At 64.7% G+C, this 20,334-nt stretch carries 21 protein-coding genes and 2 tRNA genes; 14 read left to right on the forward strand and 9 right to left on the reverse strand.

From position 1 onward, the window contains the following. Positions 1-49 precede the first annotated feature (49 nt). A complete protein-coding gene (locus tag F4Y72_00205) occupies positions 50-337 on the forward strand; it encodes a helix-hairpin-helix domain-containing protein (protein MXZ26710.1) in 288 nt (95 codons plus the stop codon). Positions 338-414: 77 nt separating this feature from the next. Here the strand turns inward: F4Y72_00205 and F4Y72_00210 are convergent, their stop codons facing one another. The 3 genes from F4Y72_00210 to F4Y72_00220 form a co-directional block, all read right to left on the reverse strand. Next, positions 415-1,695 (reverse strand): mechanosensitive ion channel, encoded by a 1,281-nt coding sequence (locus F4Y72_00210; GenBank protein MXZ26711.1) that lies wholly within the window; start codon positions 1,693-1,695, stop codon positions 415-417. Positions 1,696-1,743: 48 nt separating this feature from the next. Beyond that, a tRNA-Asn gene (locus tag F4Y72_00215) sits at positions 1,744-1,819 on the reverse strand. Positions 1,820-1,851: 32 nt separating this feature from the next. Continuing rightward, positions 1,852-3,036: a pyridoxal phosphate-dependent aminotransferase gene (locus F4Y72_00220; protein MXZ26712.1), complete on the reverse strand. Its 1,185-nt coding sequence runs from the start codon at positions 3,034-3,036 to the stop codon at positions 1,852-1,854. Between the two features lie 70 nt (positions 3,037-3,106). Here F4Y72_00220 and uvrB point away from each other — a divergent pair, with 70 nt between their 5' ends. Continuing rightward, positions 3,107-5,143, forward strand: coding sequence for an excinuclease ABC subunit UvrB (uvrB, locus tag F4Y72_00225; protein MXZ26713.1), 2,037 nt, complete (start codon positions 3,107-3,109; stop codon positions 5,141-5,143). A 43-nt stretch (positions 5,144-5,186) separates the two neighbouring features. Here the strand turns inward: uvrB and F4Y72_00230 are convergent, their stop codons facing one another. Further along, positions 5,187-6,695, reverse strand: coding sequence for a TlpA family protein disulfide reductase (locus tag F4Y72_00230; protein ID MXZ26714.1), 1,509 nt, complete (start codon positions 6,693-6,695; stop codon positions 5,187-5,189). Between the two features lie 84 nt (positions 6,696-6,779). Between F4Y72_00230 and F4Y72_00235 the strand changes: the two genes are divergently transcribed. Further along, a complete protein-coding gene (locus F4Y72_00235) occupies positions 6,780-7,601 on the forward strand; it encodes a DsbC family protein (protein ID MXZ26715.1) in 822 nt (273 codons plus the stop codon). A gap of 28 nt (positions 7,602-7,629) precedes the next feature. Here F4Y72_00235 and F4Y72_00240 read toward each other — a convergent pair whose 3' ends face one another. From F4Y72_00240 to F4Y72_00250, 3 genes are all read right to left on the reverse strand, one after another. Then, positions 7,630-7,953: a ferredoxin family protein gene (locus tag F4Y72_00240; protein ID MXZ26716.1), complete on the reverse strand. Its 324-nt coding sequence runs from the start codon at positions 7,951-7,953 to the stop codon at positions 7,630-7,632. A 46-nt stretch (positions 7,954-7,999) separates the two neighbouring features. After that, positions 8,000-8,635, reverse strand: a complete 636-nt coding sequence (locus F4Y72_00245; protein MXZ26717.1) for an NUDIX hydrolase — start codon at positions 8,633-8,635, stop codon at positions 8,000-8,002. Further along, positions 8,600-8,683 (reverse strand) — tRNA-Leu (locus tag F4Y72_00250). The genes F4Y72_00245 and F4Y72_00250 overlap by 36 nt, the downstream gene beginning before the upstream one ends. Before the next feature lie 79 nt (positions 8,684-8,762). Here F4Y72_00250 and F4Y72_00255 point away from each other — a divergent pair. The 8 genes from F4Y72_00255 (at position 8,763) to secF (ending at position 16,485) form a co-directional block, all read left to right on the forward strand. Further along, positions 8,763-9,356, forward strand: a complete 594-nt coding sequence (locus F4Y72_00255) for a sigma-70 family RNA polymerase sigma factor (GenBank protein ID MXZ26718.1) — start codon at positions 8,763-8,765, stop codon at positions 9,354-9,356. A 10-nt stretch (positions 9,357-9,366) separates the two neighbouring features. Beyond that, on the forward strand, positions 9,367-10,065 hold the full coding sequence (locus tag F4Y72_00260; protein ID MXZ26719.1) for a hypothetical protein: 699 nt from the start codon (positions 9,367-9,369) through the stop codon (positions 10,063-10,065). Positions 10,066-10,098: 33 nt separating this feature from the next. Continuing rightward, complete coding sequence (locus F4Y72_00265) at positions 10,099-11,088, forward strand: PDZ domain-containing protein (GenBank protein MXZ26720.1); 990 nt, start codon at positions 10,099-10,101, stop codon at positions 11,086-11,088. Positions 11,089-11,175: 87 nt separating this feature from the next. After that, positions 11,176-12,204: a tRNA preQ1(34) S-adenosylmethionine ribosyltransferase-isomerase QueA gene (gene queA / locus F4Y72_00270; GenBank protein ID MXZ26721.1), complete on the forward strand. Its 1,029-nt coding sequence runs from the start codon at positions 11,176-11,178 to the stop codon at positions 12,202-12,204. After that, entirely contained in the window at positions 12,201-13,286 is a 1,086-nt protein-coding gene (tgt, locus tag F4Y72_00275; protein ID MXZ26722.1) for a tRNA guanosine(34) transglycosylase Tgt, read from the forward strand. Before queA ends, tgt begins: the two co-directional genes overlap by 4 nt. A 53-nt stretch (positions 13,287-13,339) precedes the next feature. Further along, positions 13,340-13,672, forward strand: a complete 333-nt coding sequence (gene yajC, locus F4Y72_00280; protein MXZ26723.1) for a preprotein translocase subunit YajC — start codon at positions 13,340-13,342, stop codon at positions 13,670-13,672. Between the two features lie 36 nt (positions 13,673-13,708). Beyond that, a complete protein-coding gene (secD, locus tag F4Y72_00285) occupies positions 13,709-15,547 on the forward strand; it encodes a protein translocase subunit SecD (protein MXZ26724.1) in 1,839 nt (612 codons plus the stop codon). A 2-nt stretch (positions 15,548-15,549) separates the two neighbouring features. Next, positions 15,550-16,485 (forward strand): protein translocase subunit SecF, encoded by a 936-nt coding sequence (gene secF / locus F4Y72_00290; GenBank protein MXZ26725.1) that lies wholly within the window; start codon positions 15,550-15,552, stop codon positions 16,483-16,485. Between the two features lie 3 nt (positions 16,486-16,488). On the opposite strand, the gene F4Y72_00295 is transcribed toward secF, so the two are convergent. Together F4Y72_00295 and F4Y72_00300 are read right to left on the reverse strand one after the other, a co-directional pair. Next, on the reverse strand, positions 16,489-17,274 hold the full coding sequence (locus F4Y72_00295) for an inositol monophosphatase (protein MXZ26726.1): 786 nt from the start codon (positions 17,272-17,274) through the stop codon (positions 16,489-16,491). Positions 17,275-17,373: 99 nt separating this feature from the next. Beyond that, positions 17,374-17,967 carry a hypothetical protein gene (locus F4Y72_00300; GenBank protein ID MXZ26727.1) on the reverse strand — a complete coding sequence of 198 codons (594 nt, stop codon included), beginning with the start codon at positions 17,965-17,967 and terminating at the stop codon, positions 17,374-17,376. A gap of 103 nt (positions 17,968-18,070) precedes the next feature. Between F4Y72_00300 and F4Y72_00305 the strand changes: the two genes are divergently transcribed. Genes F4Y72_00305 through F4Y72_00315 form a run of 3 tightly spaced genes read left to right on the forward strand, consistent with a single transcriptional unit; the run spans position 18,071 to position 20,320 of the window. Continuing rightward, entirely contained in the window at positions 18,071-19,549 is a 1,479-nt protein-coding gene (locus F4Y72_00305) for a cysteine desulfurase (GenBank protein ID MXZ26728.1), read from the forward strand. A gap of 28 nt (positions 19,550-19,577) precedes the next feature. Further along, a complete protein-coding gene (locus F4Y72_00310; protein MXZ26729.1) occupies positions 19,578-19,901 on the forward strand; it encodes an iron-sulfur cluster assembly accessory protein in 324 nt (107 codons plus the stop codon). Then, positions 19,898-20,320 (forward strand): nucleoside-diphosphate kinase, encoded by a 423-nt coding sequence (locus F4Y72_00315; GenBank protein MXZ26730.1) that lies wholly within the window; start codon positions 19,898-19,900, stop codon positions 20,318-20,320. Before F4Y72_00310 ends, F4Y72_00315 begins: the two co-directional genes overlap by 4 nt. Positions 20,321-20,334: the final 14 nt, after the last annotated feature.

Below are 20,334 nucleotides of genomic sequence, written 5' to 3' on the forward strand. Positions count from 1 at the left end.
GTCTGCGCTCCCCGATGGAGCGGAGCATGGCTTAAGAGGAGACGCAAGCATGAACAAATGGATCGTTATGATCGTCGCGGCCCTGGCGCCGGTCTGGGCATTCGGCGGACCGGTGAACGTCAACGAGGCCGACGCCGATACGATAGCCCGCGAACTGCGGGGCGTCGGGCCCGCCAAGGCCCGGGCCATCGTCACCTACCGTGAGGAAAACGGCCCCTTCGAAACGGTCGAAGACCTGTTGAAGGTTCAAGGTATCGGCCCTAAAGTATTGGAGGATAACAGAAAAGATATCCTCCTCGAAGACAAGAAAGAACCCGACTCGGGTGATTCTTCGTGATTGCCCGATGATCGCAACCTGACTGTATCCCCCCTCCCTGGTAAAGGGCTAGCGGCAGGTTGATCCTGCCGCTTTTTTTATATCTCCCCGCTCTTGATATGCAGGTCACGCTGCGGATACGGAATTTTGATCCCGTGTTCCTGGTACATCCGCCAGACCTCCAGAATGACGGCGCTCTTGATGTTCGACACACCGCTGTCGGCATCCTGGATCCAGAACCGGATCTCCAGATCGATGGCCGACTCGCCGAAGCCCTTGACCAGGCAGCGCGGCGCGGGGTCGCTGAGCACTCGCGACTGGCTCTGCGCCGCTTCGACGCCCAGGCGCGTGGCAAGTTCCAGGTCGGTTTCATAATGCACGCCGATCGGAATCCGCAGGCGCGTATTGGCATCCGAGTGTGTCCAGTTGGACACCGGCTCGGTGATCAGGGTTTCATTGGGAATCAGGTGCTCGATCCCGTCCCGCGTAATGATCGAGACATAGCGGGCGCCCAGCTTGTTGACCCATCCGTAGGTCGCTTCCACCGTAATCACGTCCCCGGGCTTGATCGACTTGTCCATCAGCAGGATGAGCCCGCTGATCAGGTTCGAGAACACCTTCTGCAGCCCGAAACCGATACCGAAGCCGACCGCGCCGCCGATCACCGCCAGCGCCGTGAGGTCGATGCCCACCTGACGGATGGTGATGAGGATGGCGAATACGTACAGTGCAATGCGCAGCGTCTTGTTGAGCAGGACCCGGCCGGCTGGCGTCACCCAGTCGGCATCCCGCAACCGCCGCTCCGTGAGCCGGGATGCGAATGCCGCAAGGCTCAGCAGCACCGCTAGAAGCAGGGCGGTGGTCAAGACCTGGTAGACGCTCAGGCTGAATTCGCCCTGGGTGAACTCGAAGGGCGGACCGTCCAGGATCTCGATCGTGGGACCGAGCAGGTCCCAGATGCTGAGCACGGCCATTCCGTAGGCGATGACCGCAGTGATGCGCGAAAGCATCGGATTGCGAATCGCCCTGGACACAAGGCGAACCACGATCCACGCCATCAGCAGACTGCTGAGAATCTCCAGCAGCCAGGTATCCTGCTGCGCCGCGACGTACAGGCCCAGCAGCAGGCTCAGGAACACCAGCCAGGTCAGTGGCCAGATCAGCGGCTCCAGTATTCGCCGCGCTCTTTCCCAGCGCGGGCGGGTTGCGCACCAATCCACGATTGCGGGGTGCATGCGCCGGCGGATCAGCCATGCGCCAAGGCATAGCAGGGCCGCAAGCGCAAGCTGCAGCAGGCTTTCCTGCAGCGTTACGTCGCTCGGGACAACCGACAGCACGGTGTCCAGTACGGTTTGCAGGAGTCCGCTGAGTTCTTCCACGTAATAGAGCGCGTGCGACCGCGAGTGCCCGCTATCCTAGCGCGAATATGGCTCCCCGGGCCGGACTCGAACCAGCGACCAATTGGTTAACAGCCAACCGCTCTACCTACTGAGCTACCGGGGAAGCGTGGCGCGATTTTAGCCGGATCGGGCGTTTCAGGCGAGCAATTTCCCGATGCGGCTTATGGCTTCCTTGAGGTCGTCCATTCCGCAGGCAAAGGAGAACCGCAGATGGCCTTCGGCGCCGAAGGCCGCGCCGGGCACCAGGGCGACTTCGGCCTCGGAAAGAATCAGTTCGGCCATCTGCGTGTCGTTGTCCAGGCCCTTGGCCCGGATCGCCTCGCGCGCATCGGCAAACACGTAGAAGGCGCCCTGGGCCGGAGGGCAGCGCATTCCCGGAAGTGCGTTGACGGCCTCGTACATGTACTCGTAGCGCTCCCGGAACGCGTCGCGCATCGTGGCGAGAATCGACTGGTCGCCTCCCAGCGCCGCGGCGGCGGCGGCTTGCGAGATACTGCAGGGATTGGACGTGCTCTGGCTGCACAGTTTGCGCATCGCGTTGACCAGGTCCACCTGGGCCGCCGCGTAGCCGATGCGCCAGCCCGTCATCGCGAAGGCCTTGGATACGCCGTTGATCGTGACGATGCGGTCCTGCATGCCGGTCCAGACCTGGGCCGGCGTCAGCCAGGGCTCGTCGCCCCAGTAGATGTGCTCGTAGATGTCGTCGGACACCGCCAGCACCTGCTCGTGCGCGGCGAGGACCTCGCCCAGCGCTTCGAGCTCGGCGCGGGTGTAGCTGACGCCGGTGGGGTTGTTCGGCGTATTGAAGAAGATCAGCCGGGTGCGTTCGGTGATCGCTTCCTCGATCTGTTCCGGCGTGACCTTGTAGCCTGCGTCCAGTCCCGCGGACACGACCACCGGCTCGCCGTCGCACAGCTTGACGATGTCGGGGTAGGACACCCAGTAGGGCGCCAGCACGATGGCCTCGTCGCCAGGGTTCAGCACCGCCGCGCATACGTTGTAGAGGACCTGCTTGGCGCCGGCTCCCACGCTGATCTGGCCGGGTTCGAAGCCGAGCCCGTTATCGCGCTCGAACTTGTTGCAGATGGCCTGCTTGAGCGCCGGCGTGCCGTCGGCCGCCGTGTAGCGCGTGTCGCCCGATTCCATGGCCCGGACCGCCGCGGCGCAAACGTGCTTCGGCGTGTCGAAATCGGGCTCGCCCGCACTCAGGCTGAGCACGTCCCGCCCCGCCGCGCGCATTTCGCGGGCAAGGGACGATACGGCAATGGTGGCTGACGGCTTGACGCGTTGAACACGCTCGGAAAGCTGGACGGTAGTCATGATCGGGCTCGCTTGTTTCTGCGGCCCGTATTTTATCGGCGCGAACCGCCGGAAATGCTACAGTGCCGGCATGAAGACGGACCGCTTCGAACTGCAGGCCGATTTCCAGTTGGCCGGCGACCAGCCGCAGGCCGTGGACGGGCTGTGCGAGGGACTCGAAGCCGGTCTGGCGCGCCAGACGCTGCTGGGCGTGACCGGTTCCGGCAAGACCTATACGCTGGCCAGCGTCGTGGCCCGGCAGCAGCGCCCGGCGCTGGTGCTGGCGCCCAACAAGACGCTGGCTGCCCAGCTCTACGGCGAGTTCCGGGATTTCTTTCCGAAAAACCGGATCGAGTACTTCGTTTCCTATTACGACTACTACCAGCCCGAAGCCTACGTGCCTTCCACCGACACCTACATCGAGAAGGACGCATCGATCAACCAGCACATCGAACAGATGCGGCTGTCGGCGACCAAGGCGCTCATGGAACGCAAGGACACGATCGTGGTGGCCACCGTTTCCGCGATCTACGGCCTAGGCGATCCGGACACCTACTTCCAGATGATCCTGCACCTCGTGCGCGGCGACCGGGTCGATCAGCGCGAGCTGCTGAGGCGCCTGGCGGATTTGCAGTACACCCGCAACGAGGCGGAATTGAGGCAGGGCACGTTCCGGGTGCGAGGCGACGTTCTCGACGTGTTTCCCGCCGAGTCCGAGCGGGAAGCGGTCCGCGTGCAGCTCTTCGACGACGAAGTCGAGGAAATCCGCTACTTCGATCCGCTGACCGGCGAAATGGGCCGCCGCGTCCCACGCGTCACCATCTATCCGAAGACGCACTATGTGACGCCGCGCGAGACTCTGGAGGGCGCGGTGGACAAGATCAGGAGGGAACTCAGGGAGCGCCTGACGCTCCTGCGCTCGGAACAGCGGCTGGTCGAGGCGCAACGGCTGGAGCAGCGCACCCTGTTCGACATCGAAATGATGCTCGAGGTCGGCTATTGCACGGGAATCGAGAACTACAGCCGTTACCTGTCCGGCCGGAACGCGGGCGAGCCGCCGCCGTGCCTGTTCGACTACGTGCCGGCCAACGCGCTGCTGTTCGTGGACGAGAGCCACGTGACGCTGCCGCAACTGGGCGGCATGTTCCGCGGTGACCGTTCACGCAAGGAAACGCTCGTGCAGTATGGCTTCCGGCTGCCGTCGGCGCTCGACAACCGCCCCCTTCGGTTCAGGGAATTCGAACGGATCTCGCCGCAGACCATCTACGTTTCGGCGACGCCCGGCCCGTTCGAGCACGAACATTCCGACGCGCTGGTGGAGCAGGTGGTGCGTCCCACCGGTCTGATCGACCCGGGGGTGGAGGTCCGGCCCGCGTCACGCCAGGTCGATGACGTACTGTCCGAGATCGCGCTGCGCGTCGAGCGCAACGAGCGGGTGCTGATCACAACTTTGACCAAGCGCATGGCGGAGGACCTGACCGAGTTCCTCGAGGAGCACGGCGTGCGGGTCCGCTACCTGCATTCCGACATCGACACGGTGGAACGGGTCGAGATCATCCGCGACCTGCGCCTGGGCGCCTTCGATGTGCTGGTGGGCATCAACCTGCTGCGGGAGGGCCTGGATATGCCCGAGGTCTCGCTGGTCGCGATCTTCGACGCCGACAAGGAGGGCTTTCTGCGCTCCGAACGCTCGCTGATCCAGACCATCGGGCGGGCCGCGCGCAATCTGAACGGCATGGCCATTCTGTACGCGGACAAGCGCACCGGGGCGATCCGGGGGGCGCTGGACGAAACCAACCGCCGGCGCGGCAAGCAGCTTGCGTTCAACGAGGAGCGGGGCATCGAGCCGCGCGGCATCCAGAAGGACGTGCCCGACATCATGGAGGGAGCGGTGGTTCGGGGCCGGAGACGCCGCGGGCCGGCGAGGAGGGTGGCCGAACGGGTGTCCGAATACCGGGCGCTGACGCCGGAGCAGGTGATGAGGAAGATCAAGCAACTCGAAAAGCGCATGTACCGGCACGCCCAGGACCTCGAGTTCGAGGAAGCGGCGTCGCTGCGCGACGAAATCATGCTGCTGCGGCGCGACGGCCTGGGCCTGCCGGACTCCGACCGGGCCCAGGCATCCTGAAACGGCTCGGTTTTGCGGCCTCCTTCAAGGCTGCGATCGCGCTTCAGGCTTCCCCGTTTACCGCCTGCTCGATCGCCTTGGCGGCTGCGTCCAGGTTGTGTCCGCGCGAAAGGATCACGCCGTCCCGGTCGATTACGACATAGGTCGGCAGGCCCTTGATATCCCAGGCCATGTCCATTTCGCTGTTGACGCCGACGTGCCAGTGGGACCAGGGCATGGACCGGTCTTCCATGAAGTCGGTCACCGTCTCCAGTTCGGCGTCGAAACTGATTCCGAGAATCTCAAACTGATCCTCGGGATATTTCCCGGCCAGTCCGCGCATTTGCGGCAGCGCCGCGATGCAGGGCCCGCACCAGGTGGCCCAGAAGTCCATCAGCACCACCTGGCCGGCGTACGCCGACAGCGTGTCCTCGGTCCCGTCCAGGCGATTGCCCGTTTCGTCTGCGACCGTCGCACCCACCACGGTGTGGCGAATCCCATGGACGAGCGCGGCTTCCGCGTCGGCCAGCGTTTGGGCCACCTCCTCACCGTCCACCATGGCCGTCTTTACGAAATCCTGATCCTCGACTCCTGCGCTCAGGCTCAATGCCATTTCCAGAGCCTGTTCGCGGCGCGATTGCCGCTCCGCCGCTTCCATCGAAGGCGTGTTCACGCTGTTGACCAGTCCCTTGGCGCCGAAGTAGCGCGCCGTGGCGCGAACAACGGGGTCCTCGGCACCGGACGCCATCTCCGCCATGAACTCGTCGAAGGGCTCGGACTCGGCGCTTGGCCGGGCGTTGTCCATATTCATCAATAACTCCGGCCATTCGTCGAAATCCGGAAAGTGTTCGGCCAGCGCTTGCGCGGCCATAAGCATCCCGAACGGATTCCGGGTGGCGGGATCGATCAGGAAATCGGCCGCGTCGCGGGCATTCTCGTGATCGGGCCCGGCCTCCAGAATGGCCTGTGCGGCCGCCGAAGCCAGCAGGGACTTCGGAGGCGGAATGAAAATGAAGGGTTTGCCCTTGTTGTCGGGCGACCGGAACGCTTCCCTGCGGGCTTCGTCCTCATCCTTCCATGCCTGGAAATCGTCCTTGTATTTCTCGACGACCGACCAGTCCGCGCCGGCGATTCTTTTCAGGGCGGCGTTGCCGAACTCGATATCGCTTGCCTCGGTGGGCGACAAGCCCCGGGTGCTCTCGATCAGGAAGGTCGCGGCGTCCACCGCGTGCTCTCCGTCACCCCAGGCCAACGCCCGGGCAGCGACCACGGCGAGCACGATGTCCGGATGTTCGCCACGCTCCTCCGTGCGACGCCGCTCCTTCTCTTCATCGGAGGCGTCCGAGCGGCTGATCTCGTTGTCCACCGCATGCCAGGCCCGGTCCAGATCGTTATACGCCTGGATCAGCTTCCAGTTTCTGCTGTCAGCCGATTCCGTCGTTTCCACCGTTTCGGCTTGAGTGCCCTGGTTGCCTTCCCCTGCCTCTTCGCAGGCGGAAAGGAACATCACCAGTGCGGCTGTCAGGCCGAGAAGAACCGCTCCCCTTGGTTGATCTGTGGCTATGCTCATCATGGTGAATTCTCCTCGGCATGTACGTCGCGATCCGATTAGAGACTAACATGCATGGTCGGGTGATTTCGCCGGCGGGAAACGCGCATGGACTACGAAATTGCTATCGACGGACTATGCCGGGAGCCGGCCTATAATTTCTTCATTCTCAATCGGGCAGTAAATAAAATGAAGTTCATGCGACGTGCTGTGCCGCTGTTGTTGTTGCTGGCGCCAGTTGTGCTGTATTCCACGGATTCGGTAGAGGCAGAGGTAGAGGCTGATATCGCCCAACTGAAAGAGAAGTACGCGAACGTGGACGAGGTGCGCCCGACCCCGGTGCCGGGCCTCTACGAGTTACGGTTCGGCTACCGGATCGCCTACGTCGATGCAAGCGGGCAGTTCGGTTTCCTGGGCTCGGGCGATCTCCAGGATGTGTCCAGCGGAGAGAACCTGACCGCATCACGCCGCGCCGAGGTGCGCCGCGAACTATTGGCGAGCCTGGACGAGTGGGACACGCTGGACTTCATGCCGGACAGGACCGAGCACGAATTGCTCGTCTTCACCGACGTGGATTGCGGCTATTGCCGCAGGCTGCACCAGCAGATGGCCGAGTATCACGAACTGGGCATCGGCGTGCGCTACGTGGCATTCCCCCGCTCGGGACCGGACACCGACAGCTGGACCACGATGCAGTCGATCTGGTGCTCCGACAATCGCCCGGCGGCCATGACCAGCGCGAAGGCCGGTGGATTCGTGCCCGAGCGGCAATGCGATTCCGTATCCGTGGAGCGGCACTTCGAACTGGGCCGGGAAATTGGACTGAGCGGCACCCCGGCGCTCCTGACGCCCGGCGGCGAACTGATCCCCGGCTACGTGCCGCCGATACGCCTGGCCGCGATCCTTAGCGAGGAAGCGGTTTCCGAGTAGCCCGGGAGAGAGGCGCTGCGCGAATCGGTCAGCGCTCGAGGTACTGGAGTTTGTCGGGGGTCTCGCGCCAGTCGTCGGCGTCGGGCGGCGGTTCGCCCGCCTCGGTGATGACCGGCCATTCCTGCGACAGTTCGGCGTTCAGTTCCAGGAACTGCTCCTGGCCGGCCGGAATCTCGTCTTCGGAAACGATGGCGTCCACCGGGCATTCCGGCTCGCACAGCGTGCAGTCGATGCATTCCTCGGGATCGATCACGAGCATGTTGGGGCCCTCGTGGAAGCAGTCCACGGGGCAGACTTCCACGCAGTCCATCAGTTTGCACTTGATGCAGCTTTCCAGTACCAGGAAGGTCATTGATCAGTTGTTCCGAGGTTTTTTCGGCGCCAATCCCTAATGATATTCAATCCGGAGCGCCGGGACGAACCGCATCCAGGACCAGACCCTTCTCCGGACCTTCCAGGTAGCGGCGCAACGCAATGACGCCGCTTCGAAACGCTATGGTGTCGAACGGAATCTCGTCAGGCGCGAAGAGGCGGACGTCGAGCGATTCGACGCCGGGTTCGAATTGGCCGTTGACGACCTCCGCCCTGAAGAAGAAGTGGACCTGGCCCGCTCGCGGCACGTCGACAATCGAAAAGAGTTCGCCCAGGCGGACCTCGGCGCAGGCCTCCTCGCGGGTTTCGCGCAGCGCGGCTTCTTCCAGGGTCTCGTCGAGTTCCATGAACCCGGCCGGGACCGTCCAGTAGCCCAAGCGGGGATCGATGGCCCGCCGGCACAACAGAATGCGCCCCTTGTATTCCGGCACGCAGCCGACGACAGGAATTGGATTGCGGTAATGGATGAAGTTGCATACCGGGCACACTTCCCGTTCCCGGTCTTCGCCTGCCGGAATACGGCGTGTCACCGGCGCGCCGCACTGGCTGCAGAACTTGCTGGGAGGCGCAGGCACGGGGATTTCCTGGAAGCTTTGGATCGAGCTGAAGAATCTGAATTCGGACGGTGCCGGGAGAGAGACTCGAACTCTCACGGGTTTCACCCCGCCGGATTTTGAGTCCGGTGCGTCTACCAATTCCGCCACCCCGGCGCCGGAACGGAAGGATACACTAGTGCGTTGCAACGCAGTGCATTGCAACCATCCGTAAGGGAATCGCATCTATCCGAGCATGTCGGGGTTTGCCAACAGGACCATCGATCCGGCATTCGTCCGTGCCGCCCAACGGGGCGACATGAAGGCGCATGAAATTATTTACCGCCAGTTCGCGGACCCGGTCTATACGCTCGCGCTGCGAATGACCGGATCGCCGACGGTGGCGGACGACATTCTGCAGGAGAGTTTCGTGGAAGTGCTGCGGGGCATTGCAAAATTCCGGGGAGAGGCTTCCCTGGCCACCTGGATCCGGCGCATCGCCGTCTCGCGCTGCTTGATGCACATGCGCCAGGCCTGGAACCGCCGGCGCCTGCTGTTTTCCGAGATCGTCGGTGACGAAGGAACGTACGAAATCCGGGCCAGGGAGGAAACGCCGGAGCTGGCCATGGACCTGGAGACGGCCCTCGACGGTCTTTCGCCTACGGCCCGCGCGGTCGTATGGCTGCACGACGTGGAGGGATACACGCACAAGGAAATCGGCGAAATGATGAATCGCACCAGCAGTTTTTCCAAATCGCAACTGGCGCGCGCCCACAAGCGCCTGCGGGAGCGCCTGGCTCCCGCCGCCGATGCATCCGCGGCGCCGGTGCGGCAGGCGATGATCGCCTGAAGGAGATCCGATGACACGCAGTCAGACTCAGAACAGTTCCATGCAGGGCGGCGGCATTGCCGCGGCCCTGAGGGCAATGCCCCCGCAGAAGGCCCCCGAGGGCGGCTGGAAGCGCGTGCTCGAACGGCATGAAGCCCAACAGCAACTCGAATCGCGCCGCCGGCGCTATTGGGGCGGCGGGATGGCCGTCGCGGCAAGTGTCGCGGTTGCCGTAGTCGGCTTGAGGCTGGGCGCAGGCTTCTTTGGGGGTCCGGGGATTGAAACCGACGCCGTCAACCCCGGTCCGGAGGCGGCTGCGTTCGGGGAGGAAGGTTTTGCGTCTTCCCGGAGCGCGGAACGCCCTCCCATCCAGGTCGCATCCGAGACGGAGGGCGGAATCACGGCGGAATTCGGGCAGCAGCTCGAGCAGATGGACATGGACGCTCTGGTCGCCTTTTCCCAGTTCCAGGAGGAGCGCCTGAGGTCGCTGCCAATGATTGACTTTTCCGGGCCGGGCCGGGTAGTGGAAGTGGGTTCCTTCGGACTCACGACCGAACTTGAAGACCAGATTGCGCTGCTGGACGAAGGACTGATACCGGCGACGCTCAATGCCGGCGACCAGGCGGTTCCCCGCCGATTGCTGCAGGAGCGGGCCCTCCTGATGGAAGACCTTTTTGACTTGCGCCGCGCCGAGGCCGCGGAAGCCGGCTTCATTTATGCCGATTTCTAGCGTATCCGATAGACAAGACTGGAGTACCGAATCATGAAAATTCTTGCACTGACGCCATTGTTGACATTGTTGCTTGCCCCTGTCGGGCTTCAGGCGCAGCCGCACGAGGGCGCTTTGCCCGAAGAGCAGTTGGCAGACATGCTCCGCCGGGGATACGTGACGTGGCAGGAACCCGCGAAGGGCGCACGCCTGGGCATAGGCCTGGGCAACTGGGCCGATGGCCCGGTCGAGGGACTGAACGTGATGTCGGTATCGCCGGGCGGACCGGCCGAGCAGGCGGGGTTGCGGGCGGAAGACCTGCTGATTTCGATCAACGGGGAATCGCTGGCCGGCCCAAGCGGCGAGCAGTCCTACGGACACCTTCGCGACATGCTCGCCGAAACCCAGCCGGGCAGTGAAGTCTCCATCGGCTACCGGCGCGACGGTGACGACCGGGAAGTCCGGGTCAAGACCGGTGCGTGGACGCAGATCGTTGCCGGCAGGGACGTCTTGGCGCCCCGTTTCGCTGAGCGTGCCGAAGGTTGGGCCCGTAGGCTGGCAAACAGTTTCAGCGGCGGCGATGTGGACGTGGAAGTTGAACTGGATGACGACGGAGGCCCGGCGCGAAGGGTTGTGCGCGTGCGCCGCGGTGGTCCCGCCGACATCCTGTCTTTCTCCGACATGGCCTGGCGGCTGGGAGGCTTGCAGGTCGCCGAACTGACGCCCGCCCTGGGCGAGTATTTCGGCGTTGAAGAGGGCCTGCTGGTGGTCCGCACACCCGAGCACGTGGACATCGGGCTGGAAGACGGCGACGTGATCCGCAAGATCGGCGGACGGACTTTCAGGGACGCCCGCCAGGCCACGCGCATACTGCGCTCGTATGAGCCCGGCGAGGAGGTGGAGCTGGAAGTGATGCGGCACAAGCGAAGCCGCACGGTCCGTTTCGAGCTCCCGGAGCGGCCCGGCAGGATCACGCGCGGCAATTTGCTTAGCCCGCCCGCAGTACCCGAAGCCCCGCCTGTGCGTTGGCCCGGATCAACATAGCCGAATCTCCCGCAGAGTAGCGCCATGTCCCGCTAGCTTCCGGCAAGGAGGCAGGACACCCGCCGGGGCTTTCCCTACAATGCGCGCGTGGCGGTCGAAGACTTTTCCTACCACGCGCCCGAGGAGCTGATTGCGCAACGGCCCCTTGAGAGCAGGGGCGCCAGCCGGCTGTTGCACCTTCCGGCCGGCGGTGGACTTCGGGACCGGCAGTTCGCGGACCTTCCAAAGCTGCTCAAACCCGGCGACCTGCTGGTGGTCAACGATACGGCCGTCGTTCCGGCGCGCCTGTTCGGGGCCAAAAATAGCGGCGGCAGGGTGGAGATGCTGCTCGAGCGGTTTCTCGGCAGGGATCGCGCGCTGGCGCAATTGCGGGCCAGCCGTTCGCCGCGCACCGGACAGGAACTGGTCTTTGAAGGCGGCGCAACGGCTCGGGTCGCGGGTCGCGAGGACGCATTCTTCGTGCTCGAGTTCGACCGCGACCTCGACGCTCACCTGCGACTCCACGGACACGTGCCGCTTCCACCGTATATCCGCAGGCCCGATCGGTCGGCGGACCGCAAGGACTACCAGACGGTGTTCGCCAGGCACGCCGGAGCGGTGGCAGCCCCCACGGCCGGCCTGCACTTCGACGATCCCATGCTGGGCGAACTGGGCCGCCGCGGAGTGGACACTGCCCGAATCACGCTGCACGTCGGCGCGGGGACCTTCAAGCCGGTCACGACCAGGCAGATGCGCGACGCAGAACTGCATCGGGAGCGCATGCAGGTGTCCGAGGAAGCTTGCCGGAGGATCCGGGCGTGCCGGCGCCGCGGCGGTCGCATCTGCGCGGTCGGCACCACCGTGACACGCGCGCTGGAGACGGCGGCTTCGGACGGAGAAATCAAGCCGTTTCACGGTGAGACCCGGCTATTCATCATGCCCGGATTCGAGTTTCGCGTAGTGGATATGCTGGTCACGAACTTTCACTTGCCGGAGTCCTCGCTGCTGATGCTGGTTTGCGCCTTTTCGGGCCGGGAGCGCGTGCTCGACGCGTACCGGCACGCCGTAGGCGAGCGCTATCGCCTGTTCAGTTACGGCGACGCCATGCTCCTGGAGAAAGCGGGGCGGAGCACATGAAGTTCTCGGTTATCGCAACTTGCGGCGGCGCCCGGCGGGGCCGGTTCGACCTTCCCCGCGGTACGGTCAGCACGCCCGCGTTCATGCCGGTAGGGACCTACGGCGCGGTGCGCGCGGTGTCGGTGGAAGATCTGCGTGAGCTGGGCGCGGACATCATCCTGGCCAACGCCTTTCACCTGATGCTGCGCCCCGGCGCCGAACTGATCGAAGAACTCGGCGGCCTGCACGAGTTCGGCCGCTGGTCGGGACCGATACTGACCGACTCCGGCGGTTTTCAGGCGTTCAGCCTGGCCGGCGGCAAGGGGATCAGCGAGGAGGGGCTGAAACTGCGTTCGCCGATCGACGGCGCGGAGGTGCATCTGGACCCCGAAACCTGCATGCGGGTCCAGGCGCAGCTCGGCAGCGATATTCAGATGGTCCTGGACGAATGCACGCCTTATCCCGCCGGCCACGCCGAGGCGCGTGCGTCCATGTTGCGGTCGATGCGGTGGGCGGCGCGAAGCATGGCTGCCTTCGACTCCGCCGGCGGCGCGGCCGTCTTCGGCATCGTACAGGGCGGCATGCACGACGATCTCCGGCAGGAATCCCTTGAACGACTCGAGGACCTGGATTTCCCCGGCCTCGCCATCGGGGGTTTGTCGGTGGGGGAAAGCGCGGATATGCGCAACGCCGTACTCGCGGAGCTGGCCCGTCACATGCCCGAAGGCAAGCCGCGTTACCTGATGGGCGTGGGCAAACCCGAAGACATCGTCGAATCCGTGCGGCTGGGCGTGGACATGTTCGATTGCGTCATGCCCACGCGCAACGCGCGCAACGGCCAGCTCTTCACCCGCAAGGGACCGATACGCATCCGCAACCGACAATACCGCAACGACACGCGGCCGATCGATCCCGGATGCGAGTGCCTTGCCTGCCGCAATTACAGCCGCGCCTATCTGCGCCACCTGGACGCCTGCGGCGAGACGCTCGGCCTGCGCCTGAATTCGCTGCACAACCTGCACTTCTACCTGGACCTCATGCGCCGCCTACGCGAAGCCATAGACGCCGGCACCCTCGACGCCTTCACCCCCTACGACTCCTGATCGGTGTGCGATAATTTGCGGTCAGGAATGAGCCACAAACGGACCCACCCGTCATGCTTCTCGACATACTGATTTCTCCCGCCTGGGCCCAGGGGGCTGGCGAAGGCCCCAGCATGCTGCCGATGATCTTCACGATGGTGCTGATCTTCGCGGTCATGTACTTCATGGTCATTCGCCCGCAGAGCAAGCGCAACAAGGCGCACCGAGCTCTGGTGGCCGCGTTGTCGGAAGGCGACGAGGTGCTGGCCTCGGGCGGCATGGTGGGCCGCATTACCGGCGTGGCGGAGCAGTTCGTGACGCTGGAAGTGGCCAGGGACGTGCAGGTCAAGGTGCAACGGCAAAGCGTGAGCGCGGTATTGCCCAAGGGCACGATCAAGGGCATTTGACAAGACACTTGGCGGCGCGCCGGCGCCGTTGCGAGCATGAATCGCTATCCCCTCTGGAAAAACCTGCTGGTACTGATCGCCATAGTCGGCGGCGGGCTGATTGCGCTTCCGAACATTTACGGCGACGACCCCGCGGTGCTGATATCGCGCGAAGGCCAGGGCGAGATCAGCGAGATGGAGGCCGATTCCGCCCGCCGGGCGCTTGCCGTGGCCGGTATTGAAATCCTCGGCGCAAGGCAGCGCGGCAACTCTCTGCTGATCCGGTTCGACTCGGTGGAATCGCAGTTGAGCGCCCGGGACCTGCTGATGGAGCAGCTCGGACCGGGTTACATCCTGGCGCTGGACCTGGTCCCCCGAACGCCCGACTGGGTGGCGGCGCTCGGATTGAGGCCGATGAGCCTGGGGCTGGACCTGCAGGGCGGCGTTCATTTCCTGTTCGAGGTCAATACCGACATGGTCGTGGCCACGCGGGTGGAGGGCTACGCCGACGACTTCAGCCGGCGGCTGCGCGAGGCAGGAATCCGCCGCACGGTGCAGCCGCTGGAAGGCGCCGTGCGGGTCGAACTTCGCCGCCGCGAGGACCTGGAGCAGGCGGAAGACCTGCTCGCCGAGATCGAGCCCGACCTTGCGTACGATTCGGGCTTTGACGGCGAAGGCGCCTGGATTACCGCGACACTGGGCGACGCGCGCCTGAGGGAATTGCGCGACAACGCCGTCAGCAAGAACATCACGATACTGCGCAACCGCGTGAACGAACTGGGCGTGGCGGAACCGCTGGTACAGCGCCAGGGCCTGGGACGTATCGTCGTGCAGTTGCCGGGAGTGCAGGACCCGGCGCAGGCCTCGCGGATTCTCGGCTCCACCGCCACCGTGGAGTTTCGGATGACGTGCTACGAGGAGGACGCCCTGCAAGCCGATCGCCTTGGGCGGGCGCCGCTCGGCTGCGAATTGCAGTATCACACGGAAGGATATCCGATCCTCTTGCGGCGCGCCGTGATCGCCGACGGCGGCCAGTTGGTGGACGCCAGGCAGGGCTTCGACGAGAACGGCCAGCCGGCAGTGCACGTCAACCTGGCGGCGCGCGGTGCGGACGCAATGCTGGAGGCCACCCAGGAAAACCTGAACCGGCCGATGGGCGTGCTGTTCATCGAGTTCAAACCCGAACTGGATGAACGCGGCGAGACCGTGCTTCGCGAAGAGAAAACGGTCATCAGCGACGCCATCATCCGCGGCGTATTCTCCAGCCGCTTCCAGATCACCGGACTGAACGTCGTGGACGCGCGCGATCTGGCGCTGCTGTTGCGTGCCGGTGCGCTGGAGGCGCCGATCTTCAAGGTCGAGGAGCGGACCGTGGGGCCGTCGCTCGGCCAGGACAATATCGACCAGGGCATGCGCGCCATTCTCGTGGGCCTCTTTCTCGTGGTGCTGTTCATCAGCGTCTATTACCGGGTGTTCGGCATGATCGCGACGATGGCGCTGGCCGCCAACATGGTGTTGATCGTGGCGCTGCTGTCGCTGCTGCAGGCGTCGCTGACGCTCCCCGGGATCGCCGGCATCGTGCTTACCGTGGGCATGGCGGTGGACGCCAACGTGCTGATCTTCGAGCGCATCCGCGAGGAACTGCGCAACGGCAATTCGCCGCAGGCGAGCATCCGGGCCGGCTACGAGAAAGCGCTGGTGACGATTGCCGACGCCAACATCACCACGCTCATCGCGGCGATCGTGCTGTTTACCTTCGGCACCGGACCGATCAAGGGTTTCGCGATCACGCTGTCGCTGGGCATCCTGATGTCCATGTTCACCGCCATCGTGGGAACCCGGGCGGTGGTCAATCTCGTTTACGGCAGGCGGCGCCTGAGCAGGCTGGCGGTGTAACGATGGAATTGCTGCGCCTCCGCCGCGAAATCGACTTTTTCGGCCAACGCCGGATCGCCACCATCCTGTCCGTGGTCCTGGTGCTCGTTTCGTTGGGTTCCCTGGCTACGCGGCAGCTCAACCTGGGCATCGATTTCACCGGCGGCGTCCTGCTGGAAGTCGGCTACCAGGCGGACGCCGATCTCGGAGACATTCGGTCCGACCTGGCGGCGGCCGGTTACGCCGACGCCCAAGTACAGAACTTCGGCGCGGCCCGCGACGTGCTGATTCGGATTCCGCCGCGCGGGAACGTCGATGAGAAGGGCGTGGGCGAGGAGTTGCTCGGCGTGCTGCGCGCCGGCGGCGAGCAGGTGGACCTGCGACGCGTCGAATTCGTTGGGCCTCAGGTTGGCCAGGAACTGACCGAGCGCGGAGGCCTGGCGGTTCTTTTCGCCCTGCTGATGATCCTGCTTTACGTGATGTTCCGCTTCCAGTGGAAATTCGCCGTCGGTTCGGTGGCGGCGCTGGCGCATGACGTAATCATCATCCTCGGCATCTTCTCCGTGTTCCAGCTGCCGTTCGATCTGACCATCCTGGCGGCGGCGCTGGCCGTGATCGGCTATTCCCTCAACGACACGATCGTGGTGTTCGACCGCATACGCGAAAACTTCCGCAGGATCCGCACGAGCGACGCGCAATCCGTGATGAACACTTCCGTCAACCAGATGCTCGGCCGCACCGTCATCACCAGCCTGACCACGCTGCTGGTTCTCATTGCGTTGTTCCTGTTCGGAGGGGAGGCCCTGAAAGGGTTCTCGTCGGCCCTGATCATCGGCGTCGTGGTGGGAACCTATTCATCCATCTACGTCGCGGGAAATACCGCGCTGGCGCTCAAGGTGAGCACGGTGGACCTGTTGCCGCCGAAGAAGGAAACCGCCAACGACGGCGCCGTGACCTAACTGTTATCCGAAGGATTTGTCGAACAGCTTTCTGAGCTCCGCATAAACCTTGGGCGTGCCCGCCAGCACATGGCCCGTCTCCATGCAGTCGGTGTCCGGTTCCAGTCCCGAAATCCAGCCTCCGGCCTCCTCGATCAGCAGGGCCCCGGCCGCGATGTCCCAGGGCTTGAGCCCGAATTCCCAGAAGCCGTCCAGGCGCCCCGCCGCAACATAGGCCAGGTCCAGCGCCGCCGCGCCGGGACGCCGCACTCCGGACGTGTGGCGCATCACCTGCCGCAGCATGCGCATATAGACGTCCACCCATTGCAGGTTGCGGCGATAGGGGAATCCGGTTCCGATCAGGCTTCCGGACAGGGTCTCCTGGCGGCTGGCCCGGATCCGCCGCTCGTTCATCCGCGCTCCTCCTCCGCGCGTGCAGGTGAACATTTCCTGCCGCATCGGATCGTAAATCACGCCGAGCTGCAGTTCGCTTCTTCGGCGCAATGCCAGGGACACGCAGAAAACCGGGAAGCGATGGATGTAGTTGGTCGTGCCGTCGAGCGGGTCGATGATCCACTCGTACTCGCTGGTACCGCTGGCGCCGCCCTCTTCGCCGAGAAAGGCGTGGTCGGGGTAGCCGGTGCGAATGTGCTCGACGATGATCCGTTCGGCGGCCTCATCGACCTCCGTCACGAGTTCGTTCGGGCTCTTGCTGCGCACCGTCAGCTGCTCGATCCGGTCGGCGTAGCGCAGGGCCATGTCGCCGGCCCGCCGGGCGGCGGCCGTCGCGGTGTTGAGCAGGGGCATCATCGTGCAGTACCGGGAACGGTCAGGAGGGATTGTCGTTCAGCGACACGAAGCCGCGCCGGGCGGAATCGGCGGGTGCGGCTGAACGGCGGTTCGGGCGTGTCAGGCGGTAGCGGCAATCGGTGGGCCGGCCAGGGGAGCGTGCAGGTCGTTCGAGGCAATAGCCGACAGTTCCTGGTAATGGTCCAGCTCCATCGGGAATTCCTCCAGCGAATGCGGATGCCACATACGCCGCGGAAGGTTGTCCAGGTCACCGCCATATACGTGCAGCGCGATGGCCGGCTCATCCGTCGCACATTCCGCCACGTGGATCGTATCCTCCTGCATCCGGAAGATAGAACCGGGCTTGAGCAGGACTTCTCCGGTCTTTTCCAGCCCATGCCGGCCGCATCGGCGGTACACAATGTTGCGCTCGCTTCCGCTGAGCATCAGTATCGCCGCCCAGGTCGAGTGATCGTGCGGCGGGGTGCGGAGGCCGGGGCAGAAACAGATGCGCATCATCAGCAGGTCGGGGGACCGGTAGAAGATCTGCCGGTCGGGTGTGTCGTCGGCTTCGCTGCAGCCGCAGAAATCCAGCGCATCGTAAACGTCGTCGAGCCGGTCACGCAGTCCCGTCAGCATGCCGTGCATGGCGGCGCCGGGATTTGGTTCGCTCGCGGCCCTGGCGCCGCGCTCTACGAGATCAAATACCTGCAAGCTGAATCTCCCCGCGTTTTCCTGTCTCCGTGGCCCTATTCTAATGCGATCCTGTTGGTATCCTACCGCCCCATTAACCGGCCGTATTGAACCGATAAGCCTGATGCCTCCCGCCGCGCCGATCTACATGGACTACGCCGCTTCCGCGCCGGTGGATCCGCGCGTGGCCGAGCGCATGAGCGCGCTGCTCCTGGCCGGGCCTCACGCCAACCCTTCCGCCCGGCACGAGGGCGGAATCGAGGCCGGAAAGCTGATCGCCGAATCGGCGGCGCAAGTGGGCGCCCTGGTGGGGCTGTCGGGCGAGGAGGTCATCTTCACCTCGGGCGCGACCGAGTCCATCGGACTGGGGGTGATCGGTGCGGCCCGCTATCGATCGCGGCAGGGGCGCCACGTCATCACCGGCCTGAGCGAGCATCCGGCAGGACTCAAATCCTGCCTGGCCTTGCGGAACGAAGGTTTCGAGGTGACTTGCCTCGAACCCGATTCGCGGGGGGTGGTGACCAGTGAGGCACTCCGTTCCGCGCTGCGGCCCGACACCGTGCTCGTGTCGCTGATGCACGTGAACAACGAAATCGGCGTCGTTCAGGACGTTGCCGAATTCGGCAGGCTTTGCGCGGAACATGGCGCCTGGCTGCACGTCGACGCGGCGCAGAGCGCCGGCAAGCTTCCCCTGAATATGCGCCGGCAGCGCATCGACCTGCTGTCGCTTACGGCGCACAAGATGTACGGACCGAAAGGCGCGGGGGCCCTGTGCATCAACCGCGATCGGATTCCGCGCATCGAGCCGCTGCTTTTCGGCGGCGGGCAGCAGCGCTCGTTGCGTCCAGGCACCCTGCCGACGCACCAGGTCGCGGGGCTGGGCGCCGCCTGCGAGATAGCCGGCAGGGACATGGAGGCGGAGGGCGTGCGGGTAAGCGCCCTGAGCGAGCGGCTATGGCAGGGCCTGAGTAAAGCCGGAGGCGTAATGCTGAACGGCGCGGGCGCGGATCTGGCGCCCGGGATCCTCAGCGTCAGCGTGGAGGACGTGGAAGGCAGCAGCCTGGTGGACGCGCTTGAGGGCATTGTTTTCTCGTTGGGTTCGGCCTGTTCCAGGGCGCAGGATGAGCCGTCCGCCGTCCTGCGCTGCCTTGGCCGATCCCCGCTTCTGGCCGGCAGCACGATCCGCTTCAGCGTGGGACGCTTCAGCACGGAACAGGAAATCGACCGGGTGAGCGGGATATTTCAAAGAGCAGTTGCCTCATTGCGCGCCCTGTCGGACGAGCAACCAGCCTTGGGAGAAGGTCCGGGATGCATCACCCGGGGTGAAGCCGGGCGGCGCAACGCCGGCGACTGGATACGCCTGGAAGCGCGCTGGAACCGTGACGAGGTGGTCGAGACCGCATTTCGCGTGTTGGGCCCTCCGATACTGGCGGCCGCCGCGCGTAACGGCGCCGCGGCGCTGAAATCGTCCGGCCGGCGATTGGCTGTGGACGAATGGACCGCGCGGCTGAACGAGGAGCTCAAGCCGCCGCCCGAGGCGCGCTCGCTGCTGCTATGCGCCCGCGACGCCTTGCAAGCCTGCCTGCGGGGCGAGGATAATTGATAGCCTGGATTGACCGTGAGGTAAACGCATGAGTTTGCGCCTTACATCCCGCGCCGAAGCCAGGGTGCTGGAATACCTGCAACGCCGCGGCAGCGGCCTGGGCCTTCGCGTGGGCGTAACGGAGACGGGCTGCTCCGGCTATTCATATGTGCTGGATTACGCCGATGAGGTGGGAAGCGACGACGTGGTGTTGCGCCAGAACGACCTGAACATCGTCGTGTCGCGCGAGAGCCTGCCGCTGCTGGAAGGGACCGAGGTGGACTTCGTGCAGAAGGACCTGAACGAGCAGTTCGTCTTTACCAACCCGAACGCGACCGGCGAATGCGGCTGCGGAGAAAGCTTCACCGTATGAGCCAGCGAACCCTTTCGATCATCAAGCCGGACGGCGTTGCGCGCGGCCTGGTCGGAGAGATATACAAGCGGTTCGCGGACGCGGGGCTCAAGATCATAGCCGCGCGAATGCTGCACCTGGACGACCAGCAGGCCCGCGATTTCTACCGCGTGCATTGCGAACGCCCGTTCTACGACGACCTGGTGGCCTACATGACCTCCGGCCCGATCATGGTCCAGGTCCTGGAAGGCGAAGATGCGATTGACCGCAACCGCGAATTGATGGGCGCCACCAATCCGGCCGATGCCGACCGGGGCACGGTGCGCGCGGACTTCGGCGAGAGCGTGGAGCGCAACGTGGTTCACGGGTCGGACGGCCCCGGGACGGCCGGCGAAGAAATCGATTTCTTCTTCCGGCGCGCCGAACTGCATCCGCACTGACGTCGGGCTACCTG

The organism is Gammaproteobacteria bacterium (assembly GCA_009838035.1).
In the GTDB taxonomy this organism is placed as follows: Bacteria; Pseudomonadota; Gammaproteobacteria; order Steroidobacterales; family Foliamicaceae; genus Foliamicus.